The organism is Knoellia aerolata DSM 18566 (assembly GCF_000768695.1).
Classification (GTDB): domain Bacteria; phylum Actinomycetota; class Actinomycetes; order Actinomycetales; family Dermatophilaceae; genus Knoellia; species Knoellia aerolata.
The window spans coordinates 24,035-45,876 of the sequence record NZ_AVPL01000027.1; the positions used below are offsets into that span (position 1 = coordinate 24,035).

General features: G+C 72.7%; 21 protein-coding genes. 10 read left to right on the top strand and 11 right to left on the bottom strand.

What is annotated here, in order from left to right; genetic code table 11:
• Nucleotides 1–4 precede the first annotated feature (4 nt).
• Nucleotides 5–793: a GAF and ANTAR domain-containing protein gene (locus N801_RS11045; protein WP_052112868.1), complete on the bottom strand. Its 789-nt coding sequence runs from the start codon at nucleotides 791–793 to the stop codon at nucleotides 5–7.
• A 74-nt stretch (nucleotides 794–867) separates the two neighbouring features.
• On the opposite strand from N801_RS11045, the gene N801_RS19760 reads away from it, so the two are divergent.
• Genes N801_RS19760 through N801_RS11060 form a run of 3 tightly spaced genes read left to right on the top strand, consistent with a single transcriptional unit; the run spans nucleotide 868 to nucleotide 4,865 of the window.
• Entirely contained in the window at nucleotides 868–2,001 is a 1,134-nt protein-coding gene (locus tag N801_RS19760) for a hypothetical protein (RefSeq protein WP_052112869.1), read from the top strand.
• A gap of 55 nt (nucleotides 2,002–2,056) precedes the next feature.
• The gene (locus tag N801_RS11055) at nucleotides 2,057–3,586 is read left to right on the top strand and encodes an HD domain-containing phosphohydrolase (protein WP_035937654.1); all 1,530 of its coding nucleotides are present in this window, start codon (nucleotides 2,057–2,059) and stop codon (nucleotides 3,584–3,586) included.
• A gap of 43 nt (nucleotides 3,587–3,629) precedes the next feature.
• Nucleotides 3,630–4,865, top strand: coding sequence for an MFS transporter (locus N801_RS11060; protein WP_035937656.1), 1,236 nt, complete (start codon nucleotides 3,630–3,632; stop codon nucleotides 4,863–4,865).
• Nucleotide 4,866: 1 nt separating this feature from the next.
• Here the strand turns inward: N801_RS11060 and N801_RS11065 are convergent, their stop codons facing one another.
• On the bottom strand, nucleotides 4,867–5,592 hold the full coding sequence (locus N801_RS11065; protein ID WP_035937659.1) for a VOC family protein: 726 nt from the start codon (nucleotides 5,590–5,592) through the stop codon (nucleotides 4,867–4,869).
• Nucleotides 5,593–5,643: 51 nt separating this feature from the next.
• Nucleotides 5,644–6,036: a DUF5655 domain-containing protein gene (locus tag N801_RS11070; RefSeq protein ID WP_052112870.1), complete on the bottom strand. Its 393-nt coding sequence runs from the start codon at nucleotides 6,034–6,036 to the stop codon at nucleotides 5,644–5,646.
• Between the two features lie 151 nt (nucleotides 6,037–6,187).
• On the opposite strand from N801_RS11070, the gene N801_RS11075 reads away from it, so the two are divergent.
• The 4 genes from N801_RS11075 to N801_RS11090 all read left to right on the top strand — a co-directional run bounded on the left by N801_RS11075 (nucleotide 6,188) and on the right by N801_RS11090 (nucleotide 10,968).
• Nucleotides 6,188–8,200, top strand: coding sequence for a PhoX family protein (locus N801_RS11075; protein ID WP_035937661.1), 2,013 nt, complete (start codon nucleotides 6,188–6,190; stop codon nucleotides 8,198–8,200).
• 118 nt (nucleotides 8,201–8,318) lie between these two features.
• On the top strand, nucleotides 8,319–8,747 hold the full coding sequence (locus N801_RS11080; RefSeq protein WP_035937663.1) for a VOC family protein: 429 nt from the start codon (nucleotides 8,319–8,321) through the stop codon (nucleotides 8,745–8,747).
• Nucleotides 8,748–8,773: 26 nt separating this feature from the next.
• Nucleotides 8,774–10,306: an ATP-dependent DNA ligase gene (locus tag N801_RS11085; RefSeq protein ID WP_035937666.1), complete on the top strand. Its 1,533-nt coding sequence runs from the start codon at nucleotides 8,774–8,776 to the stop codon at nucleotides 10,304–10,306.
• Nucleotides 10,307–10,341: 35 nt separating this feature from the next.
• Nucleotides 10,342–10,968: an alpha/beta hydrolase gene (locus N801_RS11090; protein WP_035937668.1), complete on the top strand. Its 627-nt coding sequence runs from the start codon at nucleotides 10,342–10,344 to the stop codon at nucleotides 10,966–10,968.
• Nucleotides 10,969–10,983: 15 nt separating this feature from the next.
• Here the strand turns inward: N801_RS11090 and N801_RS11095 are convergent, their stop codons facing one another.
• The 6 genes from N801_RS11095 to N801_RS11120 form a co-directional block, all read right to left on the bottom strand.
• Nucleotides 10,984–11,913 (bottom strand): N-acetylglucosamine-6-phosphate deacetylase, encoded by a 930-nt coding sequence (locus N801_RS11095; protein WP_035937671.1) that lies wholly within the window; start codon nucleotides 11,911–11,913, stop codon nucleotides 10,984–10,986.
• 12 nt (nucleotides 11,914–11,925) lie between these two features.
• A complete protein-coding gene (locus N801_RS11100) occupies nucleotides 11,926–12,762 on the bottom strand; it encodes a carbohydrate ABC transporter permease (protein ID WP_035937673.1) in 837 nt (278 codons plus the stop codon).
• Nucleotides 12,759–13,694, bottom strand: coding sequence for a carbohydrate ABC transporter permease (locus N801_RS11105; protein ID WP_035937676.1), 936 nt, complete (start codon nucleotides 13,692–13,694; stop codon nucleotides 12,759–12,761). Before N801_RS11105 ends, N801_RS11100 begins: the two co-directional genes overlap by 4 nt.
• The gene (locus N801_RS11110; protein ID WP_035937679.1) at nucleotides 13,691–14,953 is read right to left on the bottom strand and encodes an extracellular solute-binding protein; all 1,263 of its coding nucleotides are present in this window, start codon (nucleotides 14,951–14,953) and stop codon (nucleotides 13,691–13,693) included. The genes N801_RS11105 and N801_RS11110 overlap by 4 nt, the downstream gene beginning before the upstream one ends.
• A gap of 174 nt (nucleotides 14,954–15,127) precedes the next feature.
• Nucleotides 15,128–15,619 (bottom strand): glutathione peroxidase, encoded by a 492-nt coding sequence (locus N801_RS11115; protein WP_035937682.1) that lies wholly within the window; start codon nucleotides 15,617–15,619, stop codon nucleotides 15,128–15,130.
• A 25-nt stretch (nucleotides 15,620–15,644) separates the two neighbouring features.
• The gene (locus tag N801_RS11120; protein ID WP_052112871.1) at nucleotides 15,645–16,454 is read right to left on the bottom strand and encodes a DeoR/GlpR family DNA-binding transcription regulator; all 810 of its coding nucleotides are present in this window, start codon (nucleotides 16,452–16,454) and stop codon (nucleotides 15,645–15,647) included.
• A gap of 117 nt (nucleotides 16,455–16,571) precedes the next feature.
• Here N801_RS11120 and N801_RS11125 point away from each other — a divergent pair, with 117 nt between their 5' ends.
• Both N801_RS11125 and N801_RS11130 read left to right on the top strand, forming a co-directional pair.
• Nucleotides 16,572–17,471, top strand: a complete 900-nt coding sequence (locus tag N801_RS11125; RefSeq protein ID WP_035937684.1) for an SIS domain-containing protein — start codon at nucleotides 16,572–16,574, stop codon at nucleotides 17,469–17,471.
• The gene (locus tag N801_RS11130; RefSeq protein ID WP_035937687.1) at nucleotides 17,471–18,304 is read left to right on the top strand and encodes a class II fructose-bisphosphate aldolase; all 834 of its coding nucleotides are present in this window, start codon (nucleotides 17,471–17,473) and stop codon (nucleotides 18,302–18,304) included. Before N801_RS11125 ends, N801_RS11130 begins: the two co-directional genes overlap by 1 nt.
• Nucleotides 18,305–18,387: 83 nt before the next feature.
• On the opposite strand, the gene N801_RS11135 is transcribed toward N801_RS11130, so the two are convergent.
• Together N801_RS11135 and N801_RS11140 are read right to left on the bottom strand one after the other, a co-directional pair.
• Nucleotides 18,388–19,317, bottom strand: a complete 930-nt coding sequence (locus N801_RS11135) for a 1-phosphofructokinase family hexose kinase (RefSeq protein ID WP_052112872.1) — start codon at nucleotides 19,315–19,317, stop codon at nucleotides 18,388–18,390.
• Entirely contained in the window at nucleotides 19,314–20,222 is a 909-nt protein-coding gene (locus N801_RS11140) for an ROK family protein (RefSeq protein WP_245618395.1), read from the bottom strand. The genes N801_RS11135 and N801_RS11140 overlap by 4 nt, the downstream gene beginning before the upstream one ends.
• Nucleotides 20,223–20,454: 232 nt before the next feature.
• On the opposite strand from N801_RS11140, the gene N801_RS11145 reads away from it, so the two are divergent.
• On the top strand, nucleotides 20,455–21,842 hold a 1,388-nt coding region (locus N801_RS11145), incomplete at its 3' end, for a DEAD/DEAH box helicase (RefSeq protein WP_084108724.1).

A 21,842-nucleotide genomic window follows, 5' to 3' on the forward strand; every position in this document is an offset into this window, starting at 1 on the left:
GACTCTAGTGCGCGGCGTCCCGCCAGCCGGTGGAAGAGCCGTCGTGGGAGGCGCCGAGGCCGCCGGTGACACCGGCGACGACCTGCTCGGCGAGCGAGCGCAGCTTGACGTTGCGGTTCTGCGAGGTCATCCGGAGCCAGTCGAACGCCTCGTGCTCGTCGATGCCGCGCACCGCCATGAGCACCCCCTTCGCCTGTTCGATGACGGCCCGGCTGGCCATGGCCTGCTCGAGCTGGCCGGCGAGCCGCAGGGCACCCTCGAGCCTGATGACGGCGACGACCGCGTCGGCGACCCGGGCTGCGGCGACGCGGGCGAGCCCGGCCTCGAACGCGTCGAAGGCGTGGGGTTCGCGACCGTAGAGGTTGAGGGCGCCGACGCACTCGTCACCGCTGATGAGTGGCAGCGCCATGACGGAGCGCACCCCGTCGGCGCGGGCCGCCCGGGAGAACCGCGGCCACCGCTCGTCCGGGACGCCGAGGTCGGCGACGACCTCGGCCCGCAGGCGGGAGGCGTCGAGGCAGGGGCCCTCGTCGAGCTGGTACTGCAGGGCATCCACCTCGAGGGTGGCGACGGTCGAGTAGGCCGCCGTCCGTGGCCGGGCGTCGACGAGCAGGGTGATCCCGACCTCGTCGCACCCGGTGACGTGCCGACGGACCGCCTCGACGACCCGGTCGAGGTAGGGCTGCAGCTCGTCGACGGACCCGAGCACCCCGCCGATGGCCGCGAGGAGCGCCGTGTGGGAGGCGTCGTCCAGGGAGGGGTCGGTGTCGGTGTCGGTGTCGGTGTCGGTCATGGCAGGCTCCTCGGCTCGCGGTCGCGCCCTCCAGTATGACCCCCCGCCGGGGCCCACCTGCCACGATGTGCGCTGTGACCGAGGACTGGGTGATCGACGCGTTCGGGGCTCGGTGGAGCCTCGACACCCGTGCGCTCCCCCGTCCCGAGCGCGACCGGCTCCACGTGCTCTGGGGCCGCTGCCGCGTCCCGGGCGCCGCGGCCGGCGACGAGGGTGTCCTCCCGTTCCCCGTCTCCACTTCAGACCCGTATGCCGTCTCACGCGCGGTGACGCTGGCGTCCCTGCGCCGTCGGCGGGGGTCGGCCCTGCTGCTCCACGCCGTCGGGCTCAGCGAGCGCGAGCGGGCCGTCGCCCTCGTCGGCGCCTCGGGCGCGGGCAAGTCGACGGCGGCGATGGTCCTCGGTCGTCACTTCGGCTACCTCAGCGACGAGACGGTCGCGGTCGAGGCCGACGGTCGCGTGACGCCCTACCCGAAGCCGGTGTCGGTCGTCACCGACCCGGCGACGCCGTGGGAGAAGCACGAGCTGAGCCCGGACGAGCTGGGGCTGCGCGAGGTGACGGGGACGGCACACCTCCACGGTCTGGTCGTCCTCGAGCGCGACCCGGCCCACGAGGCGCCCGAGCTCGTCGAGCTGCCGCTCGTCGACGCCCTCCTCGCGACCATCGCCCAGTCCTCGTCGCTGCCGCTCCTCGAGCGACCGCTGCACCGCCTGGCCGGGCTCGCGAGCGCGTCGGGTGGCCCGTACGTCCTGCGCTACCGCGAGATCGGCGACTGCGTCGAGCTCGTGCGCGGCCTGCTCGACGGGACGACGGAGCGTCAGCGGGGCCGCCCCCGCGCGCCATGGACGAGCACCCCCGGCACCCCCTGCACCTCCCCCGTCCCCAACTCACCAATTCCCCCGTTGCGCACGGACACGCCGGTTCCCAACTCACCAATTCCCCCGTTGCGCACGGACACGCCGGTCATGCGGGCCCCGTGGGTCGACGCGGTCCACGGGGAGGGCGGAACCCTCGTGCTCGTCGGGGACACGCAGGTCCGGCTCGGCCCGGTCGGGGAGGTCGTGTGGCGGCTCGCGGACCGGCGGGTGACGGTGTCGGAGGCGACGGCGGCCGTCGTGCGCGCCCTCGGGGCGCACCCGGAGGCGGACCGCCTCGTCGCCGAGGGCGTCGACGCGATGATCGGCTCCGGGGTGCTGCAGCCGGGCTGAACCCCTCACCGGTCGAGGGGGTGTCGCGAGCGCGAACCCGTGCCACCGTGGAGGGATGTTCCGCCTCATCGGTCTGCTCGGCGGGCTGTCGGGCGCGATGGACCTCGGCACCGGCGCCCCGCTCGACGAGTCGCTCGAGCGCTGTGTCGTCGCGGCACGGGTCGCCCGCGCTGCCGGCTGCTCCCCCGACGAGGTGCGGGACGCGATGTACGTGTCCCTGCTCGAGCACGTCGGGTGCACCGCCTGGTCGGCCGAGGGCGCCGGCACCTTCGGGGACGACATCTCCGTCGTGCGCGCCAGCGTCCTGGCCGACCCCGCCAGACCGTCCGACCTCGTGCGCACCTTCGTCCCCCTGGTGAGCAGCGCGTCGGGACGCAGTCGACTCGCGGTGCTCGCGACGGCCCTGCGCACCGCCCGGGACCCCACGCCGATGGTGGCGACCTGCGAGGTGGCGGTCGCGGCCGCGGGGCGGCTCGGCCTCGGCCCGGCGGTCACCCACGGCCTCGGCCACGTGCTCGCGTCCTGGGACGGCTCCGGACACCCCGCCGTCCGCGGGACGGACCTCCCCCTGGCGACCCGGATCGCTCAGGTGGCGGGGACGGCGGCGCTCTTCACCGGCCTCGCGGGTCCGGCGGCTGCCGTGTCCGAGGTGCGACGACGCGCCGGCACCCAGCTCGACCCGGACCTCGCCGCCCTCGTCTCCACCGACCTCCTCTCGTTCCGCGGCGATGACGCCCCAAGCACGAGGGACCCGTTGGAGCAGGTGCTCGACCTCGAGCCCGACCCGGTGCGCCTCGTGGACGCCGCCACCCTGGCCTCGGTGGCGCGCACGTTCGGTGACCTCGCCGACCTCAAGAGCATGTGGCTGCCCGGGCACTCCGCGGCCGTTGCCGCGCTCGCCGTGGCCGCGGCCCGCGCCGCCGGCCTGGCCGATCCGGAGCGGCTCGGTCTCGCGGGGCACCTCCATGACGTGGGCCGGGTGGCGGTCTCCAGCCGCATCTGGTCCAAGCCCGGTCCGCTGTCGGCCAGCGAGCGCGACCAGGCCCGGCTGCACGCCCACCACTCCGAACGGATCGTGTCCCGGGTGCCCGCGCTCGCCGACGTCGCCGAGGTGATCGGCCGCCACCACGAGCGCTGCGACGGCAGCGGATACCACCGTGGGCTGCGCGCGCCCGACCTGTCGATCGCGGCGCGGGTCCTCGCCTGCGCTGACGCGTACCGCTCCCTCGTCGAGGAGGCACCGCACCGCGGACCGGTCAGCGCGACGGACGCGGCGAGAAGGCTCACCGCGGACGCGCGGTCGGGACGCCTCGACCCGGACGGTGTGGCAGCGGTGCTGCGCGCGGTCGGGGAGGCAGCCCCCGGCAGGGCCTCTGCGGTCGCCGGCCTCACCGCTCGGCAGCTCGACGTGCTGCGCCTCCTCGCCCGCGGCCTGTCCAACCGCGAGATCGGGACCCGTCTGGGCATCTCGCCGCGGACGGCCGAGCACCACGTCCAGGCGATCTACGAACGCATCGGGGCGAGCACCCGCCCGGCCGCTGCCCTGTTCGCGATGGAGCACGGGCTCCTCGAGCGGAATGGGTAGGTCCACCCATGCGGGCCCGACCCCGCTCCCCGACGCTGGCCCCATGTCCACGACACTCGCGCCTCGCACCCCGCTCGTCACCCGCCCCTTCGCGCTGCTCGGGTGTGCCGAGCTCGCGTACTTCACGGCCGAGGGGGTGGCGATCTACACGCTGCCGCTGCACGTCACCGGCCCGCTCGGGTCGGACACGGCGGGCGCGGGAGTGGCGTTCGGCGCCTTCGCGGTCGCTGCCCTCGTCCTGCGACCCTTCGCCGGACGGCTCTGCGACACCATCGGCCGCCGGCCGCTCCTCGTCACCGGGGCCGTCCTCGCCGCGCTCACTCTCGCCCTGACCCCGTATGCCGTCGGGCTGGCCCACGTCGTGGCCCTGCGGCTCGTGCTCGGGGTCGCGGATGCCGCCTTCTTCGTGGCCGCCATCGCCGCCCTGGTCGACCTCGCACCACCGGACCGGCTGGGCGAGGCGCAGAGCTACAACTCGCTGGGCCTCTACCTCGGCCTGACCCTCGGTCCCCTGCTCGGGGAGGCCACGGTGCGGTCCTGGGGCTTCGACGGCGCCTGGCTGGTCGCCGCCGCCCTCGCCGGGCTCGCCGGCGCGCTCGTCACCGGTGTCGGGGAGACACTGGCGCCGGCTCCCGGCCCGGACGCGCACGCCGCTCACGGCCCGACGCGGTCCGGGGCGTCGCCGCGCGGCCGGCTCATCCACCGCCCCTCCGTCCCGATCGGCCTCGCCTTCCTCACCTCGATCGTCGCGATGGGCGGCTTCCTCGCCTTCGCCGCCCTGCGGGCCACCGAGGTCGGGCTCGCCAACGCCTCCCTTCCGGTCGTCGTCTACGGGGCCGTCGTCGTCCTGTGTCGCCTCACCTTCGCCCGCCTGGTCGACCGGGTGACGCCGCTGCTTCTCGGTGCCGCCGCACTCGCCACCATGGCCGCGGGCCTGCTCGTCATCGTGACGACCGGCACCGCGACCGGCCTCGTCGTCGGTGCGGTCGTCCTGGGCGTCGGGATCTCGTTCAGCACCCCCGCCTTCTTCACGGCGATCTTCGCTGCCGCGGACCCGGCCGACCGCGGGGCCGCCTCCGGGACGGCAACGGCGTGCATCGACCTCGGCGTGGGGATCGGCCCGGTCGTCCTCGGGTTCGTGGCGCAGTCGGCCGGCATCCCGACCGCGTTCGCGATCTCGGCGCTCGTCGCCGGGGCGGGCGCAGCGTGGTCGCTCGTCCTCCTCCGGCGGCCAGCCGTTCCCGTGCTGCGGCAGCGGCAGCGGCAGGCGGCGACCTGAGTCACCGGGCCGGAAGGATGCAGAGCGCGTTGCCGGAGGGGTCGGTGTAGACCCGCCACGGCAGGTCGCCCCAGTCGTGCTCGAGGACGGCCCCACCGAGGTCGAGCAGCCGGGCCGCCGCCTCGTCGGGGTCGTCGCCGGCCTCGAGCCGGAGGTCGAGGTGCACCCGGTTCTTCTCCCCGGCCACCGCGGGCCGGCGCTCGGGGCACAGCTCGAGCAGCGGTCCTCGCCCGCTCGGGTGACGCAGCGCGCCCGGCATCGCGCTGTCGGTCGGGACCCACCCGGACAGCTCGGACCAGAAGCGGACGTCGCGCTCGACGTCGGAGCTGTCGAGCGGGAGTGACGAGAGCGGCCCGGACACGGCGTACTCGGGCCGGTCCTCCATGACGCAGAACGGGTTGCCCTCAGGGTCGGCGAGGACGACCCACGGGACGTCACGCTGCCCGATGTCGAGGTGGCGGGCACCGAGCGCGAGGGCCCGCTGCACGACCGCGTCCTGGGACTGCGGGTCCCCGCCCTGGACCTCGAGGTGCAGACGCGGGCTCGGCGTGGGCGACGACCCGACGCGCTGGAAGCACACGTCGAGGGTCGGCCCGTCGGGCACCGACAGCCGCGTCTCGAACGCGTCCGGCTCGTCGACGAGGGTCGCGCACCCGAGCAGCCGCTCCCAGAACCGGCCGAGCCGCTGGGGCTGCTGCGCGTCCACGACGACGTTCTCGAGGTACATGCCCCCTGCCTACCACCGACCGGTGTCAGCGGGCAGGCCTCAGGAGGAGGGTCAGCCGGCGGCGTCGTAGGCCGTGGCGAGCCAGTCGCGGACCGCCCCGTCCACCTCCTCCGGGGCGTTCAGCTCGAGGTGGTGCATCCACGCGTGCGGGCTCGGCTGGACGACCTCCTTCCACCGGGGCGAGCCGTCGCGCTGCGGGAGCGAGAGGGAGAGGACGACCGGGACCGTGCTGCGCACGTACTGTCCGGGTCGCCACAGCCACGCGAAGGCGCGTCGGCGACGGAAGGCGACCTGGCTCCTCGACACGCGCACGGTGTGTGGCCCGAGCTCCTCGACGACCTCGGCGACCGCCGCCGCGATGGACCTCGCCTCCGGGTGCCCCGCGAAGAAGGCGTCCAGCGCCTCCGCACCGGAGCCATCGCCCGCGCCTGCGCCTGCGGTCATGCCTCCAGCGTCCCACCCCGCCGAGCGGGGCCGAAGGCGTCGACCAGGCGTCATCCGCCGTTCACCGGCGCGACCGCGTCCGGCACCCGACGGTGCCTAGCGTCCCTCTCGGTCTGCTTCCCCGCCCCTGACGCCCGACGAAGGACCCGACGTGACTGCTCCAGCCCGACTGCTCCCGCTGTTCACCCGCTCGCACGAGGGTGGCCGCAGCTCGATGACCTGCCAGTACCGCTGCGGCAACGCGTGCGACATGGACGTCCCCAACACCTCCGACAACGAGTACTTCGGCGACCTCGTCGCCGCCGGGTTCTCCCGCCGGGCGGCCCTGCGCGCAGGCGGTGTCGGCGCCGCTCTCGTCGGGCTCACGGCGTGGAGTATGCCGTCCGCTGCCGCCGCCGCTCCGGCCGCCGGCACGCCCGGCAGCCCCGGCACAGGCAGCGCGCTCGGCTTCACCGGGATCGCCCCCACCCCGGCCACGACCGACGCGGTCGTCGTGCCCGAGGGTTTCGCGTGGGCTCCGGTCATCTCGTGGGGCGACCCGCTGTTCGCGGACACCCCGGCCTTCGACTTCGACCACCAGACCCCCGCGGCGCAGCGCGAGCAGGCCGGCTACAACGCCGACTACGTGCAGTTCAGCCAGGGCGGCGCCGGCGACAACGGCGCCCACCGCGGCCTGCTCTCCTTCAACAACGAGTACACCAACGACGAGCTGATGTTCCGCGGCGTGCGGTCGTCGGCCGACCTCAGCGACGAGCAGCTCGAGATCGTCCTCGCCGCCCACGGCATCACCATCACCGAGGTCGCCCGCCGCGACGCGAGCTCGCCGTGGCGCTGGGTGCAGGGCGGCAGGCGCAACCGCCGCATCCACACCGACACCCCGTTCGCCGTCGACGGCCCCGCCGCCGGCTCGCCCCACCTCCGCACGTCGGCCGACCCGACCGGCACGCGGGTCCTCGGCACCCTCAACAACTGCGCCGGCGGCGAGACCCCGTGGGGCACCTACCTCTCCGGCGAGGAGAACTTCAACCAGTACTTCCGTGCCACCGGAGCCCCGGACCCCGAGGGCCGCCTTCGGCGCTACGGCATCACCTCGGGCGGCCGCGGCTGGGAGCGCGTCCGGGACCGCTTCTCCGTCGTCGACGAGCCGAACGAGGTCAACCGCTTCGGCTGGATCGTCGAGGTCGACCCCGAGGACCCCACCTCCACCCCGGTCAAGCACACCGCCCTCGGCCGCTTCAAGCACGAGGGGGCCACGGTCGCGCTGACCGCGGACGGGCGCGTCGCGGCATACATGGGAGACGACGAGCGGTTCGACTACCTCTACAAGTTCGTCTCCGCGAACACCTACCGCGAGGGCGACCGGGCGCACAACCTCACGCTCCTCTCCGAGGGAGACCTCTACGTCGCGAAGCTCAACGGCGACGGGGCCGCGGACGGTGAGTACGACGGTGGCGGCGAGTGGATCCCGCTCGTCGTCGACGGCGTCTCGCAGGTGCCCGGGTACACCGTCGAGGAGGTCCTCATCTGGACGCGCCTCGCCGCGGACAAGGTGGGCCCGACGAAGATGGACCGCCCCGAGGACGTCCAGCCCAACCCGGTCAACGGCCGCATCTACGCGGCGATGACGAACAACACTGCACGGACGCCCGCGCAGATCGACGAGGCCAACCCGCGTGCGGCCAACAAGCACGGCCACGTCACCGAGCTCACCGAGACCGGCGGCGACCACGGCGCGCTGACCTTCACCTGGAGGATCGTCCTCGTCGCGGGCGTCCCCAGCGACCCGCAGACGTACTTCAACGGCTACGACAAGTCCGAGGTCAGCCCGATCAGCTGCCCCGACAACATCGCCTTCGACCAGGCCGGCAACCTGTGGATCTCCACGGACGGGATGCCGGGCACGCTCAACCACTGCGACGCGCTCTACATCATGCCGCTCGAGGGCGTGGAGAAGGGGAGGCTGCAGCAGTTCCTCTCGGTGCCGGTCGGGGCGGAGACGTGTGGCCCGGTCATCCTCGGTCCCGACTCGGTCCTCGTGGCCGTGCAGCACCCGGGGGAGGTGTCCGGCGCGTCCCCGGAGAACGTCGTCTCGCAGTTCCCCTACCGCGGCGACGGCCAGCCGCGCCCGTCGGTGATCCACGCCTACCGCCGCCACGGCCGCTGACCCACCACCGACTGATTGCGCATTCCGACCGGCGAGCTCCAGCGAGCTGGTCGGAATGCGCCATCAGTCGGGCCCAAAAGTCGGGCACCTGTCGGCGGGCAGGGCTAGCGTCGGAGCCATGGCAATGACACTCAACCCCTACCTCCAGTTCCGCGACGAGGCCCGCGAGGCCATCGCGTTCTACGCGAGCGTCTTCGGCGGCGAGCCGGAGATCTCGACGTTCGGCCAGTACGGCGACCCGGGCGATGCCGACCCCGACGGCGTCATGCACGCGGGCCTCCGGACGCCCGCCGGGTTCACCCTCATGGCGGCGGACACCCCGCCCGGCATGGAGCTCTCCTCCGGGTCGCAGATCACCGTGAGCCTCTCCGGCGACGACGACGAGCTGCGCACCTACTGGGAGCGCCTCGCCGAGGGCGCCCGGGTGACGGTCCCCCTCGAGAAGCAGATGTGGGGTGACGAGTTCGGCCAGCTCGTCGACCGCTTCGGGATCGCGTGGATGGTCAACATCGCCGGCTCCGGCGACGACCAGCCGCCGACCGAGTGAGCGACCCCGCTCCCGCACCGGGGGGTATGCCGTTCGCTCGCCTCGTCGAGGCCGCCGACGCCCTCGCGGCGACGCGTTCCCGCACCGCGAAGACCGAGGTGCTCGCGGGGCTGCTGCGCGCCCTGTCGCCGGAGGAGTCCGAGGCCGCCGTGGGACTGCTGCTCGGCAGCATCCGCCAGGGCTCGATCGGTCTGGGGTACCGCACCGTCCTCGGGGCACGTGACGCCGCGACCCCGGCCGACGCCCCGACCCTGACGGTCGGTGACGTCGACGCCGTGCTCGACGAGATCGCCGGGCTCTCGGGCTCCGGTTCGGTCGGGACCCGCCACGCCGCCCTCGTGTCACTCTTCGAGCGGGCCACCGAGGCCGAGCAGGAACACCTCGTGCGCGCTCTCACCGGCGAGATGCGCACGGGCGCGCTCGAGGGGGTGCTCACCGACGGGTTGGCCAAGGCCGTGGGACTGCCCCTCGCCGACGTCCGCCGGGCGGTGATGCTCAGCGGATCGCTGTCGGGGACGGTGCGGCTCGCCCTCTCCTCCCCCGAGGCGCTCGAGGGCGTCGGCCTCGGGGTGCTCACCCCCGTGCAGCCGATGCTCGCCTCGACGGCCGCCGACGTCACCGCCGCCCTGCTCGTCACCGGAGAGGCGTCGGTCGAGCACAAGCTCGACGGTGCACGCATCCAGGTGCACCGCAGCGGGTCCGAGGTCCGGGTCTACACGCGCTCGCTCGCCGACGTCACCTCCCGGGTGCCCGAGATCGTCGAGGTCGCGCGGGCCCTCCCGGTCGAGTCGGTCATCCTCGACGGCGAGACGCTCATGCTCGACGACGACGGCTCCCCGCGGCCGTTCCAGGACACCATGAGCCGGTTCGGCGCCGACGAGTCACGTGAGCAGGTGCTCGCCCCGCGCTTCTTCGACGTCCTCCACGTCGACGGCGAGGACCTCATCGACCGGCCGCTCGCGGAACGGCTCGCGGTGCTGGAACGGATCGGGCCGGCATACCGGATCGCCGGTGAGGTGACCGCGGACCCCGAGGTCGCGCTGCGCGTCTCGCAGGACGCGCTGGCCGCGGGCCACGAGGGGGTCATGGTCAAGGCGATCGACTCGACCTACGCCGCGGGCCGCCGCGGCAAGCACTGGGTCAAGGTCAAGCCGGTCCACACCTACGACCTCGTCGTGCTCGGGGTCGAGCGCGGGTCCGGCCGGCGCAAGGGCTGGCTGTCGAACCTGCACCTCGGCGCCCGCGACCCCGAGGGGGAGTTCGGTCCCGAAGGTGGCTTCGTCATGGTGGGCAAGACGTTCAAGGGTCTGACCGACGAGCTCCTGCGCTGGCAGAGCGAGACCTTCCCCGAGTACGAGGTGTCAGACAACGGCTGGGCCCTGATGATGCGGCCGGAGGTCGTCGTCGAGGTCGCCATCGACGGCGTCCAGCGCAGCTCGCGCTACCCGGGGGGCGTGGCACTGCGGTTCGCGCGGGTCAAGCGCTACCGCGTCGGCGCCGACGCCAAGCCCGCCGCCGAGGCCGACACCATCCAGTCCCTGCGCACGATGCTCCGCTGAGCCATCCGGCGACCGCTCCGCTCCGAAGACCATCCGTGGCAGCCACACCCTCACTGACCAGACTCGACGCGCCGGGAACCCCGGGCGCGGTCATCCTCATGCTCCACGGCGGCAAGCCCCGCTCCGCGGACGTCGTCGGCGACCGCAGCGCGTCCTGGCAGCGGACGGCGTGGATGGCCCGCTCGGTCGCCGGCCGAGCCCACGACGGTGGAGCGAGCGTGTGGGTCCTGCGCTACGGCGCCCGCGGCTGGAACGGCGGCGCCGACCGCGTCGCCGACGCGCGGTGGGCGCTCGACGAGGTCCGCATCGCCCACGGGCACGCGCCGGTCATCCTGCTCGGGCACTCGATGGGGGCGCGGGTCGCCGTCCACGCGGCCGACGACCCGTCGGTGGTCGGCGTCGTCGGTCTCGCGCCGTGGTGGCACGACAGCGACCCGGTGCACACCCTCGCCGGGCGGTCCCTCGTCGCGGCGCACGGGCGACGGGACCGGCTGACCTCCTTCGCCGGGACCCGCCGGTTCGTCGAGCGCGCCCGCCCGGTCGCCGCACACGCCGAGCTGGTCGACATGGGCCCGCTCGGGCACTACATGGTCAAGGGTGCCGGCGCGTGGGACGACGTCGCGGTCGAGTCCTCGCTTCGCCTGCTCACCCCTGCTGGTTGAGCCGCCAGCCGGCCCTCAGGGGCGGAGGATGCCGGCCGGGGTGGTCGAAGCGGCGGTGAGCGCGTCGGCCTCCGGGACGCCCGCGACCTCGACCGCCCAGCGGACGCACTGCGCCAGGGTCGACGTCGAGCCGGCGATCGAGCCGCGGCCCGACCCGCCGTCGGCCAGGCGGGCCACCCCGCCGGAGACCTCGACCTCGAGCGTGCCGATCTCGTAGGCGCCGTCTCCCAGCCCGGTCGCCGCCATCGCGTCGGAGACCAGCGCGACGTGCTCCGGGCCGACCGTCTCGAAGACCATCCGCACGACCTCGGCGGCGACGTGCACCCCGTCGGCGATGAGCTCGACGACGCAGTCGCCCCGGGCGGCTGCCGCCAGCGCCGCCGCGACCGGCCCTCCGGAGCGGTGGTGGAAGGGCGGCATCCCGTTGAAGAGGTGAGTGACGAGCGGCGGGCGACCGCAGGCGTCCGCGATGGCGACCAGCGAGGCGGCGACCACGGCCGCGGACGCGTCGGTGTGACCGACCGCGGGGAGTATGCCGTGTCGCGCCAGGGCCGCGACGAGGTCACCGGAGCCGGCCCGCTCGGGCGCGAAGGTCCACTGCACGAGCGCGTTCGGCGCACCGGCCTCGGCGCAGGTCGAGACGAGCGACTCGACGAGGGCGAGGTCCGGGTCGGTGAGGACGGACGGGTCGTGGGCACCCCGACGCTCCTCGGACAGGAACGGTCCCTCGAGGTGGATCCCGGCCAGCTCCCCGCGGGCGACGAGCGGCGCCAACGTGGCGACCTGCCCGACGAGCGTGTCCGGGCGGGCCGAGACGAGCGAGGCGACGACCGACCCGACACCGGCCGCCCGGTGGTGCGCGACGGCGGCGGCGGACCCGCCGGACTCGTGCCCGAACTCGTGCCCGAGGGCGCCGTGGCAGTGCAGGTCGACGAGTGCGCTCACGCCCTCAGCCTGTCACTTCACCGAGCCGGCCGTGAGGCCTCCGACGAGGTGCTTCTCGATGAGCGCGAAGAGGATGACGACGGGCACGACCGCGATGACCGAGGCGGCGAACAGCTGGTCCCAGTTCTGCTCGTAGCCGGTGACGTAGGACCGGAAGCCCACGGTGAGCGGTTTCTTCGAGTCGTCGATGATGAGCGTCAGAGCCACGACGTACTCGTTCCACGCCGCGATGAACGTGAAGATCGTCGCGGTCACCAGCCCGGGCAGGATGAGCGGCAACATGATCCGGCGCAGCGACTGCCACCTCGTGACCCCGTCGAGCTGCGCCGCCTCCTCGATCTCGGTTGGGATCGACGAGAAGAAACCGTGCAGGATCCACACCGCGAAGGCGAGGTTGAACGCCGCGTTGGTGAGGATGAGGGCGCCGTACGTGTTGATGAGGTTGAGCTCGAAGAACTCGCGGTAGAGGCCCACGACGAGCGCGGTCGGCGAGAACATCTGGGTGATGAGCACGAGCAGGAGGAACGGCGTGCGACCGGGGAACGTGTAGCGGGCGGTCATGTACGCGGCCGGCACCGCCACGAGGATGACGATCACCGTCGAGGCCAGCCCCACGAGCAGGGAGGTGCGCAGCCAGGCGAGGAAGCGCTCGTCACCCAGCACGTCGGCATACGTCGACCACTGCCACACCTTCGGGAGGAACGAGGGCGGGGTGGCCTTGTTGTCCGAGGACGAGCGCAGCGAGCCGAGGAGCATGACGACGTAGGGCGCGAGGAAGGCGAGCGCGAGCAGCGCCCCGCCGACCGTCAGCCCCCAGCGGGGGCGGCTCGACCGGGTGACCGTGCTCATCGGGTCTCCTCGCGCCAGTTGACGATCCTGAGGTAGACCGCGACGACGAGCAGGATGAGCAGGACGTTGATGACGCCCGCAGCAGCCGACATGCCCACGTCCTTCTCCTGGCTCTTGAAGGCCAGCTTGTACATGAACGTGATCGTCGTGTCGTGCAGGTAGCCCGGGTTGCGGTCGTTGAGCGTGTAGACGATCGGGAAGCTGTTGAAGACGTAGATGACGTTGAGGACGGTCGCGACGAGCAGCGCCGGGCGCAGCAGGGGCAGGGTCACCTGGCGCCAGCGCTGCCAGGGGGAGGCGCCGTCGACGACGGCCGCCTCGTGCACGTCGTCGGGGATCGCGTTGATGCCGGCGATGAAGACGAAGATCGTGAACGGCAGCGAGACGAAGACCCCGACGAGCACCATCGAGGCCATCGTCCAGGAGTCGTTGCCGAGGAAGTCGATCGAGGTCTCGATGAGCCCGACCGACTTGAGGGCGTGGTTGATCAGCCCGTAGTTGAAGTCGTAGAGCAGGACGAACAGCTGCGCCGTGATGACGAGCGAGGCCGCCCACGGCACGATGATCGCCCAGCGCACGAAGCGCCGACCGGGGAAGTTCTTGACGAGGAACTGGGCGAGGCCGAGCGAGATGACGATCGTCAGCGCGACGACGGACACGACCCAGATCACCGTGTTGGTGAGGACGGTGCCGAGGTCGGGGTGCTCGAGCACCTTGGTGTAGTTGGCCCACCCGGCATCGCCCTTGCGCAGCCCGGTGATCGAGTACTCGCCGCGCGAGGCCTGGAAGAGCATGACCGCGGGGAAGAGGACGACGCCGAAGATCAGCGCGAGCGCCGGCGCGAGCCACGCGAGGGCGACGAGGGGACGGACGCGCCCCACGGCATACCCGCTGGAGGTATGCCGTGGGGTGCGCGTGGTCGTCCGGCTCACTTGCTCGCTTCGGCGGTCTTCTGCAGACCGTCGAGGACGGCCTTCGGGTCGCCGGTCATGGCGCCACCGAGGTTCTGCTGGACCGCGAGCTTGACCTTGTCCCAGGCGGGGTCGTCGGTCGGGGTGAGCTGCGCGTTGGGCAGGGTGTCGAGGTAGACCTTGAGCTTGGCGTTGCTCTGGAACTTCTCCACGCCGGTCTTGGTCACCGGGAGGAAGCCCTCCTTCTCGATGAAGGTGTTGATCTGGTCGGGCTGGTAGTAGAGCTCGTAGAACGCCTTGACGGCCTTCTCGTTGCCCGGCTTCTTGAACGCCATGAGGTAGTCCGTGACGCCGAACGTCTTGCTCTCGGACCCGTCGTTGCTCGGGAACGGCGCGACGACGTAGTTGACCTTCTTGTCCTTGTCGAGGTCACCGGCGAGCGGGCTGAAGCCGACGACCATGCCGGCCTTGCCGGACTTGAAGAGGTCGAACGCGTCGGCGCGGTTGGTGCGGGCCGGGTTGTTCTGGGTGAGCTTGGCGTCGGTGAGCTTCTTGAGGAAGGTGAGCGTCTCGACGTTCTTGGCCGAGTTGATCACCCAGGAGTCGCCGTCCTTCCACGCGCCCCCGTTGTTGAACAGCCACATGGAGAACTCGCCCTGGCTCTCCTCCGGGCCGAGCGGGAGGGCGTAGCCGGCGTTGCCGCCCGGGAGGGCCGCGACCTTCTTGGCGCTGTCCTCGAGCTCGGCCCACGTCTTCGGTGGGGCGGCGATGCCGGCCTGCTTGAAGAGGTCGGCGTTGTAGAAGAGGGCCCGCGCGCTGGAGAGGTCGGGGAAGCCGTAGAACTTGTCCTGGTACGTGCCGTACTTGACGAACGTCTCGAGGATGTCGGACTTGACGTTGTCCGGGAGGACCGCGTCGGAGTCGTGGAGCAGGCCGTCCTTGGCGTAGCTCGCGTAGGCGTTGAGGTTGAGGATGTCCGGCGCCTGGTTGTTCTGGATCATCGTCGAGGACTGCTGGTCGATGGTGTCCCAGCTGACGACCTGCACCTCGAGGGTGTAGCCGGTCTTGTCCTTGTAGGTCTTCGCGAACGCGTCCCAGAAGGCCTTGGTGTTGTCCTTGGAGTACTCGGCCGCGACGAGCTTGATCGTCTTGGCCTCCTCCCCACCGCTCGCGCTGTCGCCGCTCGCGTCGCCGGCGCCCGAACCGCCGCCGCACGCCCCCGCGAAGAGCACCGCGAACGCGGCACCAGCGATCAGGGCGGACTTTCGTGTCGTCCTCATGACTCTCCCATCAGCTCCCGGTCGTGCTCCGGCGCTTCGGTGCGCCCGGACCGGCTGGGAGCCAACGTAAGGCGTGATCGGGCTCCGCGCAATGACAAACATGAGCGAGATGTGGGACTTTCGATCACATTCGCGCATACGTCCGGCGTGGGTGCCGGTCGCTCCACCGGTCGGTCAGCCCGCGGCGAGCGCCTTCTCGATGTCGTCGGTGAGCGACTCGGGGGTGTCGGTCGGGGCGTAGCGGGCGAGGACCCGGCCGTCGCGACCGACGAGGAACTTGGTGAAGTTCCACTTGATCCTCGAGCCGAGCAGGCCGCCCTTCTCCTGCTTGAGCCACTCGTAGAGCGGGTGCGCGTCGTCGCCGTTGACCTCGATCTTGTCGAACATCGGGAACGTCACGCCGTAGTTGCGCTGGCAGACCGCACCGATCTCCTCGGCGCCGCCGGGCTCCTGGCCGCCGAACTGGTTGCACGGGAAGCCCAGCACGACGAGGCCCTGGTCCTCGTAGCCCTTCCACAGCTCCTCGAGGCCGGTGAACTGCGGGGTGAAGCCGCACTCGGAGGCGGTGTTGACGACGAGGGCGACCTTGCCGGCATACGCGCCGAGGTCCTGCTCCTCCCCGGTGAGGGTCGTCGCGGAGAAGTCGGACAGCGTCGTTTCGGGCATGGGAGGAGCCTAGGTGGTGGCCCTGTCAGACGCAGTGCACGGTCGCGCCGCTGTCGCGCAGCCCGCGCACCTGCTCGTGCGTCTCGGGGGCGGTGGTGACGACGTGGGTGATCTCGGTGGCGGCGCAGATCTGGGTGAAGGCGCGCTGACCGAGCTTGCTCTCCGCGGCGACGACGACGACGTCGCGGGCGCGCTCGACCATGAGCCGCGAGACGGCGGCCTCGTCCTCGTACGTGCACGTGGCGCCCTCGCGAACGGCCAGGCCGTTGACCCCGAGGATCGCGACGTCGATCCAGAGCTGGCTCAGGCCGGCGGTGGCCAGGGGGCCGGTGACCTCGTAGGACTCCGGCCGCGGGATCCCGCCCAGGCTGACGCAGCGGACGTGGGGGCGCAGGACGGCCTCGACCGCGATGTTGAGCGCGCTCGTGACGAGGGTGAGGCCGGTCGTGCGCAGGTCCTCGCGGGAGGTGAGCCGACGCGCGACCGTGGTGGTCGTCGTGCCGCCGTTCATGGCGACGACGGCGCCGGGGGTGACGAGAGCGGCCGCGGCCTTCGCGATGCGGTCGAGGTCGGTGTCGTGCTGGCTGGAGCGGTAGCGGTAGGGCAGCTCGTAGGCCACCGACGTCGCGACGACCCCGCCGTGGTTGCGGGTGACGAGCTGGCGGCGGCTCAGCTCGGCGAAGTCGCGCCGGATCGTCGCCTCGGAGACGTCGAGCTCGTCCGCGGCGGCGCTCACGCTCAGCCCGCCCCGGGTCGCGAGCAGGTCGAGGATCGCCGACAGCCGCGAGGCGCGGTGGCGCGGACCGTCCTGGGCCGCCTCGCTGGTGGGGAGCATGCGGGGACTCTACGCGCGCACCCACGCACCCGCGAGGGGTTGTGGTGCATGACTCTGCCCACTTAGGCTGTCTGTCGATCAGCTTCGCGCATCCCGTCGACATGGTGAGGACGTTCCGTGACCTATCTCGAGCAGGAGATCGCCACCCAGCCCGACGACTGGGCGGCCGTCGTGGCCCGCCTCCCCCTCGTCGCCGACCTCCTCCCCCGACGGGGTGAGCGGGTCGCGACCATCGGCTGCGGCACCTCGTGGTTCATGGGCCAGGCGTATGCCGTCCTGCGCGAGTCCCTGGGCCAGGGCGTCACCGACGCCTTCGCGGCGAGCGAGCACCAGCTCGCCCGGGGCTACGACCGGGTCGTCGTCATCACCCGCTCCGGGACGACCTCCGAGGTCATCGAGGTCGTCGAGGCGCTCAACGCCGCCGGCACCCCCCACGTCGCGATCGTGGCCACCGCCGGGACGGCCGTCGCCCGGTCCGCCACGTCCACGATCCTCCTGCCCGAGGTCGACGAGCAGTCGGTCGTCCAGACCCGCTTCGCCACCACGGTCCTCGCGCTGCTCCGCGCCTCGCTCGGGGAGTCGCTGGACGCGGCGATCGCGGACGCCCGTGCGGTGCTCGCGGAGGGTGACGACACGGCATACGCCGGGCTCCTCGACGTCGAGCAGGTGAGCTTCCTCGGGCGCGGCTGGACCGTCGGGCTCGCCAACGAGGCCGCGCTCAAGCTGCGCGAGTCGGTGCAGTTCTGGGCCGAGGCCTACCCGGCGATGGAGTACCGGCACGGACCGATCAGCATCGCCGCGCCGGGTCGCGCGACGTGGGCGATCGGCGACGTGCCTGAAGGGCTGGCCGAGCAGGTGCGGGCGACCGGCGCGCACTTCGAGCACCGCGACATCGACCCCATGGCCGAGCTCGTGCGGCTGCACCGCTACTGCGTCGCCCGCGCGAAGGCCGCGGGGATCAACCCCGACGAGCCGCGCAACCTCACCCGGTCGATCATCCTCGACGACGCGACCTGATGGGACTGTCCGCGCTCGCCCCGGTGCTCGCCGATGCTCGAGCCGCCGGTCGGGCTGTCGCCGCGTTCAACGTCATCCAGATCGAGCATGCCGAGGCGTATGCCGTTGCCGCAGAACGCTGCTCGCTGCCGGTGGTCATGCAGATCAGTGAGAACTGCGTGCGCTACCACGGGTCACTCCGCCCGATCGCGGCCGCGACCCTGGCGATCGCGGACGCCTGCTCGCAGCCGGTCGTCGTGCACCTCGACCACGCGGAGTCGCTCGAGCTCGTCGACGAGGCGGTGCGGCTCGGGCTGACGTCGGTGATGTTCGACGGGTCGAGGCTGCCCGACGACGCCAACCGCGAGACGACGCGACGGGTGGTGCACCAGTGCCACGCCGCCGGCATCAGCGTCGAGGCCGAGCTCGGTGAGGTCGGCGGCAAGGACGGCGTCCACGCACCGGGCGCGCGCACCGACCCGGGTGACGCGGCCCGGTTCGTCGCGGACACGGGCGTGGACGCCCTCGCCGTCGCCGTGGGCAGCTCGCACGCGATGACCGAGCGGGTGGCCGTGCTCGACACCGACCTCATCGCGGCCCTGGCCGCGGCCGTGCCGGCGCCGCTCGTCCTGCACGGCTCGAGCGGGGTGCCCGACGACGGGCTCGCGTCCGCGGTCCGGGCGGGGATGACCAAGGTCAACATCGCGACTCACCTCAACCGGGTGTGGACCGAGGCGATGGTCGCGCGGCTCGAGTCGTCGCCGACCGTCGACACGAGGAAGTACCTCGGCGCCGCCCGCGACGCCGTCGCCGTGGAGGCCGAGCGCCTCCTCCGCCTCCTCGCCCGTCCTTAACTCGCCAATTCCCCCGTTGGGCACACGGCGTGTCGGTGCGCAACGGGGGAATTGGCGAGTTGGGCACTGGGGGGCCGGGGTGGTCAGGAGAGGTCGGTGACCTCGACGTCGTCGAGGAGGGCCACGACGTCGGTGCGGTCGATGACCCCGGCGACGGTCTGACGGACCGCCGCCGCCGACCAGGCGATGCCGACCCGCAGCACCTCGGGCCAGTCGACCGCGTCACGAGGGGTGCCGTCGAGCCCAGCGGCGATCGCGGCGGTGAGCGCGTCGCCGGCGCCGGTGGCGTTGCCCTCGGACGGGGTCAGGGGTCGGGCCTCGATGACCCGGCCGGTCGCGGTGACGAGGACGAGCCCGTCGGCTCCCTGCGAGACGACCGCCGCCCAGGCACCCATCTCGACGAGCGCCCGGGCTGACTCCCTCGGGTCGGTGGCGCCGGTCATCGACGCCGCCTCGGACGCGTTGGGCTTGACGAGGGCAGGCGTGGTCCGCAGCACCTCGCGCACCCAGTTGCCCCGCCCGTCGACGACGAGCTCGGCACCGGCGTCGACCGCGGTCCGGCAGAGGTCGACGAGGACGTCCTCCGACGTGAACGGCGGGACGCTGCCGGAGACCGTGAGGACGTCGCCCGGGGTGCAGCTCGTCCGCACCATCGCGATCATCTCGTCCCAGACCTCCTGCGGCTGGACGTCACCCTGCTCGTTGAGGACGGTGGCCTTGCCGTCCGCGCCGAAGACGCTCACCGACCGGCGCGTGCCCGCCGGGGACTCCACGAGCCGCAGGCGCAGCCCGCGCTGGGCGGCGTCCTCGACGAAGAAGTCGCGCTGCCGCTCGCCGACCGGCGCGATGGCGACGTGGTCGACGCCCATGCAGGCGAGGACCCCGGCGACGTTGAGGCCCTTGCCGCCGGCGTGCACGCCGGTGACGGACACGCGGTGGCTCTCGCCGACGTGCAGCCGGGGCACGGCATACGTGATGTCGAGAGCCGGGTTGGGGGTCAGGGTGAAGATCACGCGGTGGCCTCCATGGCGAGAAGTGTTGCTCCGAGCGCTCCGGCACGGTCGCCGAGCGCGGCGCGGGTGACGATGATGCGGTCGTGTCCGAGGACGCTGACGAGCCTGTCGCGCAACGGTTCCAGCAGGACGGCCCCCGACAGCGCCAGCCCGCCGCCGATGAGGACGACCCGGGTGCCCGCTGCGGCGCAGACCGGGCCGATGACCCGGACGAGGGCGTCGATGGCGTCCTCCCAGAGGCGGATCGCCTCGGGGTCGCCGTCGGCCACGGCCAGGCTGAGCGTCTCGGCGTCCCCGTCGCGACCCAGCTCGCGCCACGCCCGCCCGAGGGCGGACGCGCTCGCGACCGCCTCGAGGCAGCCCCGGCGCCCGCACCCGCACACCGGCCCGCCCGGCTGCACCGTGACGTGGCCGATCTCGCCGGTCCACTCGGTGCCGGCGACGACGCGACCCGAGGCGAGCAGGGCGCTGGCGATGCCGGTGCCGAGCGGCACGAAGAGCGCGTCGGGCACGCCCTTCGCCGCCCCGAGGTGGAACTCGGCGAGCAGGCCGGCGCGCACGTCGTGGCCCACGGCGACCGGGACGTCGAACCGGGACCGGAGCAGGTCGCGCAGCGGGAGGTCGCGCCACCCGAGGTTGGCCGACCAGGCCGCGGACCCGGTCGCCTCGTCGACGAGTCCGGGGACGACGGCGCCGACCGCGGCCAGCCGACCGTCGATGCCGTCCGCGCGGGCCAGGTCGAGCAGCGTCGTGACGGCGTCGACGATGACGTCGACGACGCCGGCACCGGGACGCTCGGGCGTGGAGGCGGTGTGCGAGAACAGGACTGAGCCGTCGTCGTCGGCGAGGACCGACTTGACCCGGGTCCCCCCGACGTCGACTCCCGCCATCAGCCTCGTCGCCACCGCGCCAGTCTAGGGATCGACGATGCGGGGAATGTGGCTGCCTACCAGTAGGGTTGTCGCCAGCGGTCCTGTTCGTTCTGCCACGGACCGCTTCTTCTTTTCTCACTGTCGATGCCGATGCGCCGCGACCGAGAGACCACGACGACGACAACACTGATGTTGATCGCTGCGTCGCGACTCGGAACGTGCCGGGCAGAACCGACTGCATCAGAACTCTCTGGAGTACCTCTTCGTGTCCACTGACACCATCCTCACCCGTCCCACGACTGCCTCGGGCTTCGCCGCCCTCGGCGTCCCCGAGTCCCTCGTCCGCGTCCTCGCCGACCGCGACATCACGTCGCCGACGCCCATCCAGGCCGCGACCCTGCCCGACAGCCTCGCCGGCCGCGACGTCCTCGGCCGTGGCCGCACCGGCTCCGGCAAGACCTACGCGTTCGTCCTCCCGGTGCTCGCCCGCCTCGCCGCCGACGGCCGTCGCCGGCAGCCGAAGCGTCCCCGCGCCCTCATCCTCGCCCCGACCCGCGAGCTCGCCATCCAGCTCGACGAGGCGCTCGCCCCGCTCGCCCAGGCCCTCGGGCTGACGTCCAAGACCGTCTTCGGCGGCGTCGGCCAGGGCCCGCAGGTCTCGGCCATCGCCCGCGGCGTCGACGTCGTCGTCGCCTGCCCGGGTCGCCTCGAGGACCTCATCGGTCAGGGCCACGTCAGCCTCGACGCCGTCGAGGTCACCGTGCTCGACGAGGCCGACCACATGGCCGACCTCGGCTTCCTCCCCGTCGTCAAGCGCATCCTCGACCGGACGCCGCGCGACGGGCAGCGGATGCTCTTCTCGGCCACGCTCGACGCCGGCGTCAACACCCTCGTCAAGCGCTACCTCAACTCGCCGGTGACCCACGAGGCCGACTCGGCCCAGTCGCCGATCTCGACGATGAGCCACCACGTCCTGCACGTGACCGCGGACGGCCACCTGCCGGTGCTCGTCGACCTCGTCGCCGCCCCCGGCCGCACCGTCGTCTTCACCCGCACCAAGCACCGCGCCAAGAAGATCGCCCGCCAGCTCAACGCCGAGGGCATCCCCGCGGTCGAGCTGCACGGCAACCTCAGCCAGAACGCCCGCACCCGGACCATGGACGCCTTCCACGCCGGCACCGCGCAGACGCTCGTCGCCACCGACATCGCCGCGCGTGGCATCCACGTCGACGACGTCGGCCTGGTCATCCACGCCGACCCGCCGGTCGAGCACAAGGCCTACCTGCACCGCTCCGGCCGCACCGCCCGCGCGGGCGCCTCGGGCACGGTCGTCACGCTGATGATGGACGACCAGATCCGCGACGTGCGCGACCTCACCCGCAAGGCCGGCATCAAGCCGACCACGACGAAGGTCAACGCGACGCACCCGCTCCTCACCGAGCTGGCCCCGGGCGAGCGCAGCTTCCCCGGCGGCTTCGTCAACCCCGCGGGCTCCTCGCAGGGCGACGGCCAGCGTTCCGGAGGTGGCCGCTCCGGTGGTCAGCGTTCCGGTGGTGGCGCCCGCTCCGGCGGTGGCGGCCAGCGCTCCGGCTCCCCGGCCCGCGCCGGTGGCTCCGGCTCCGGTGGCGGCCAGCGCAGCAGCGGTGGCGGCCA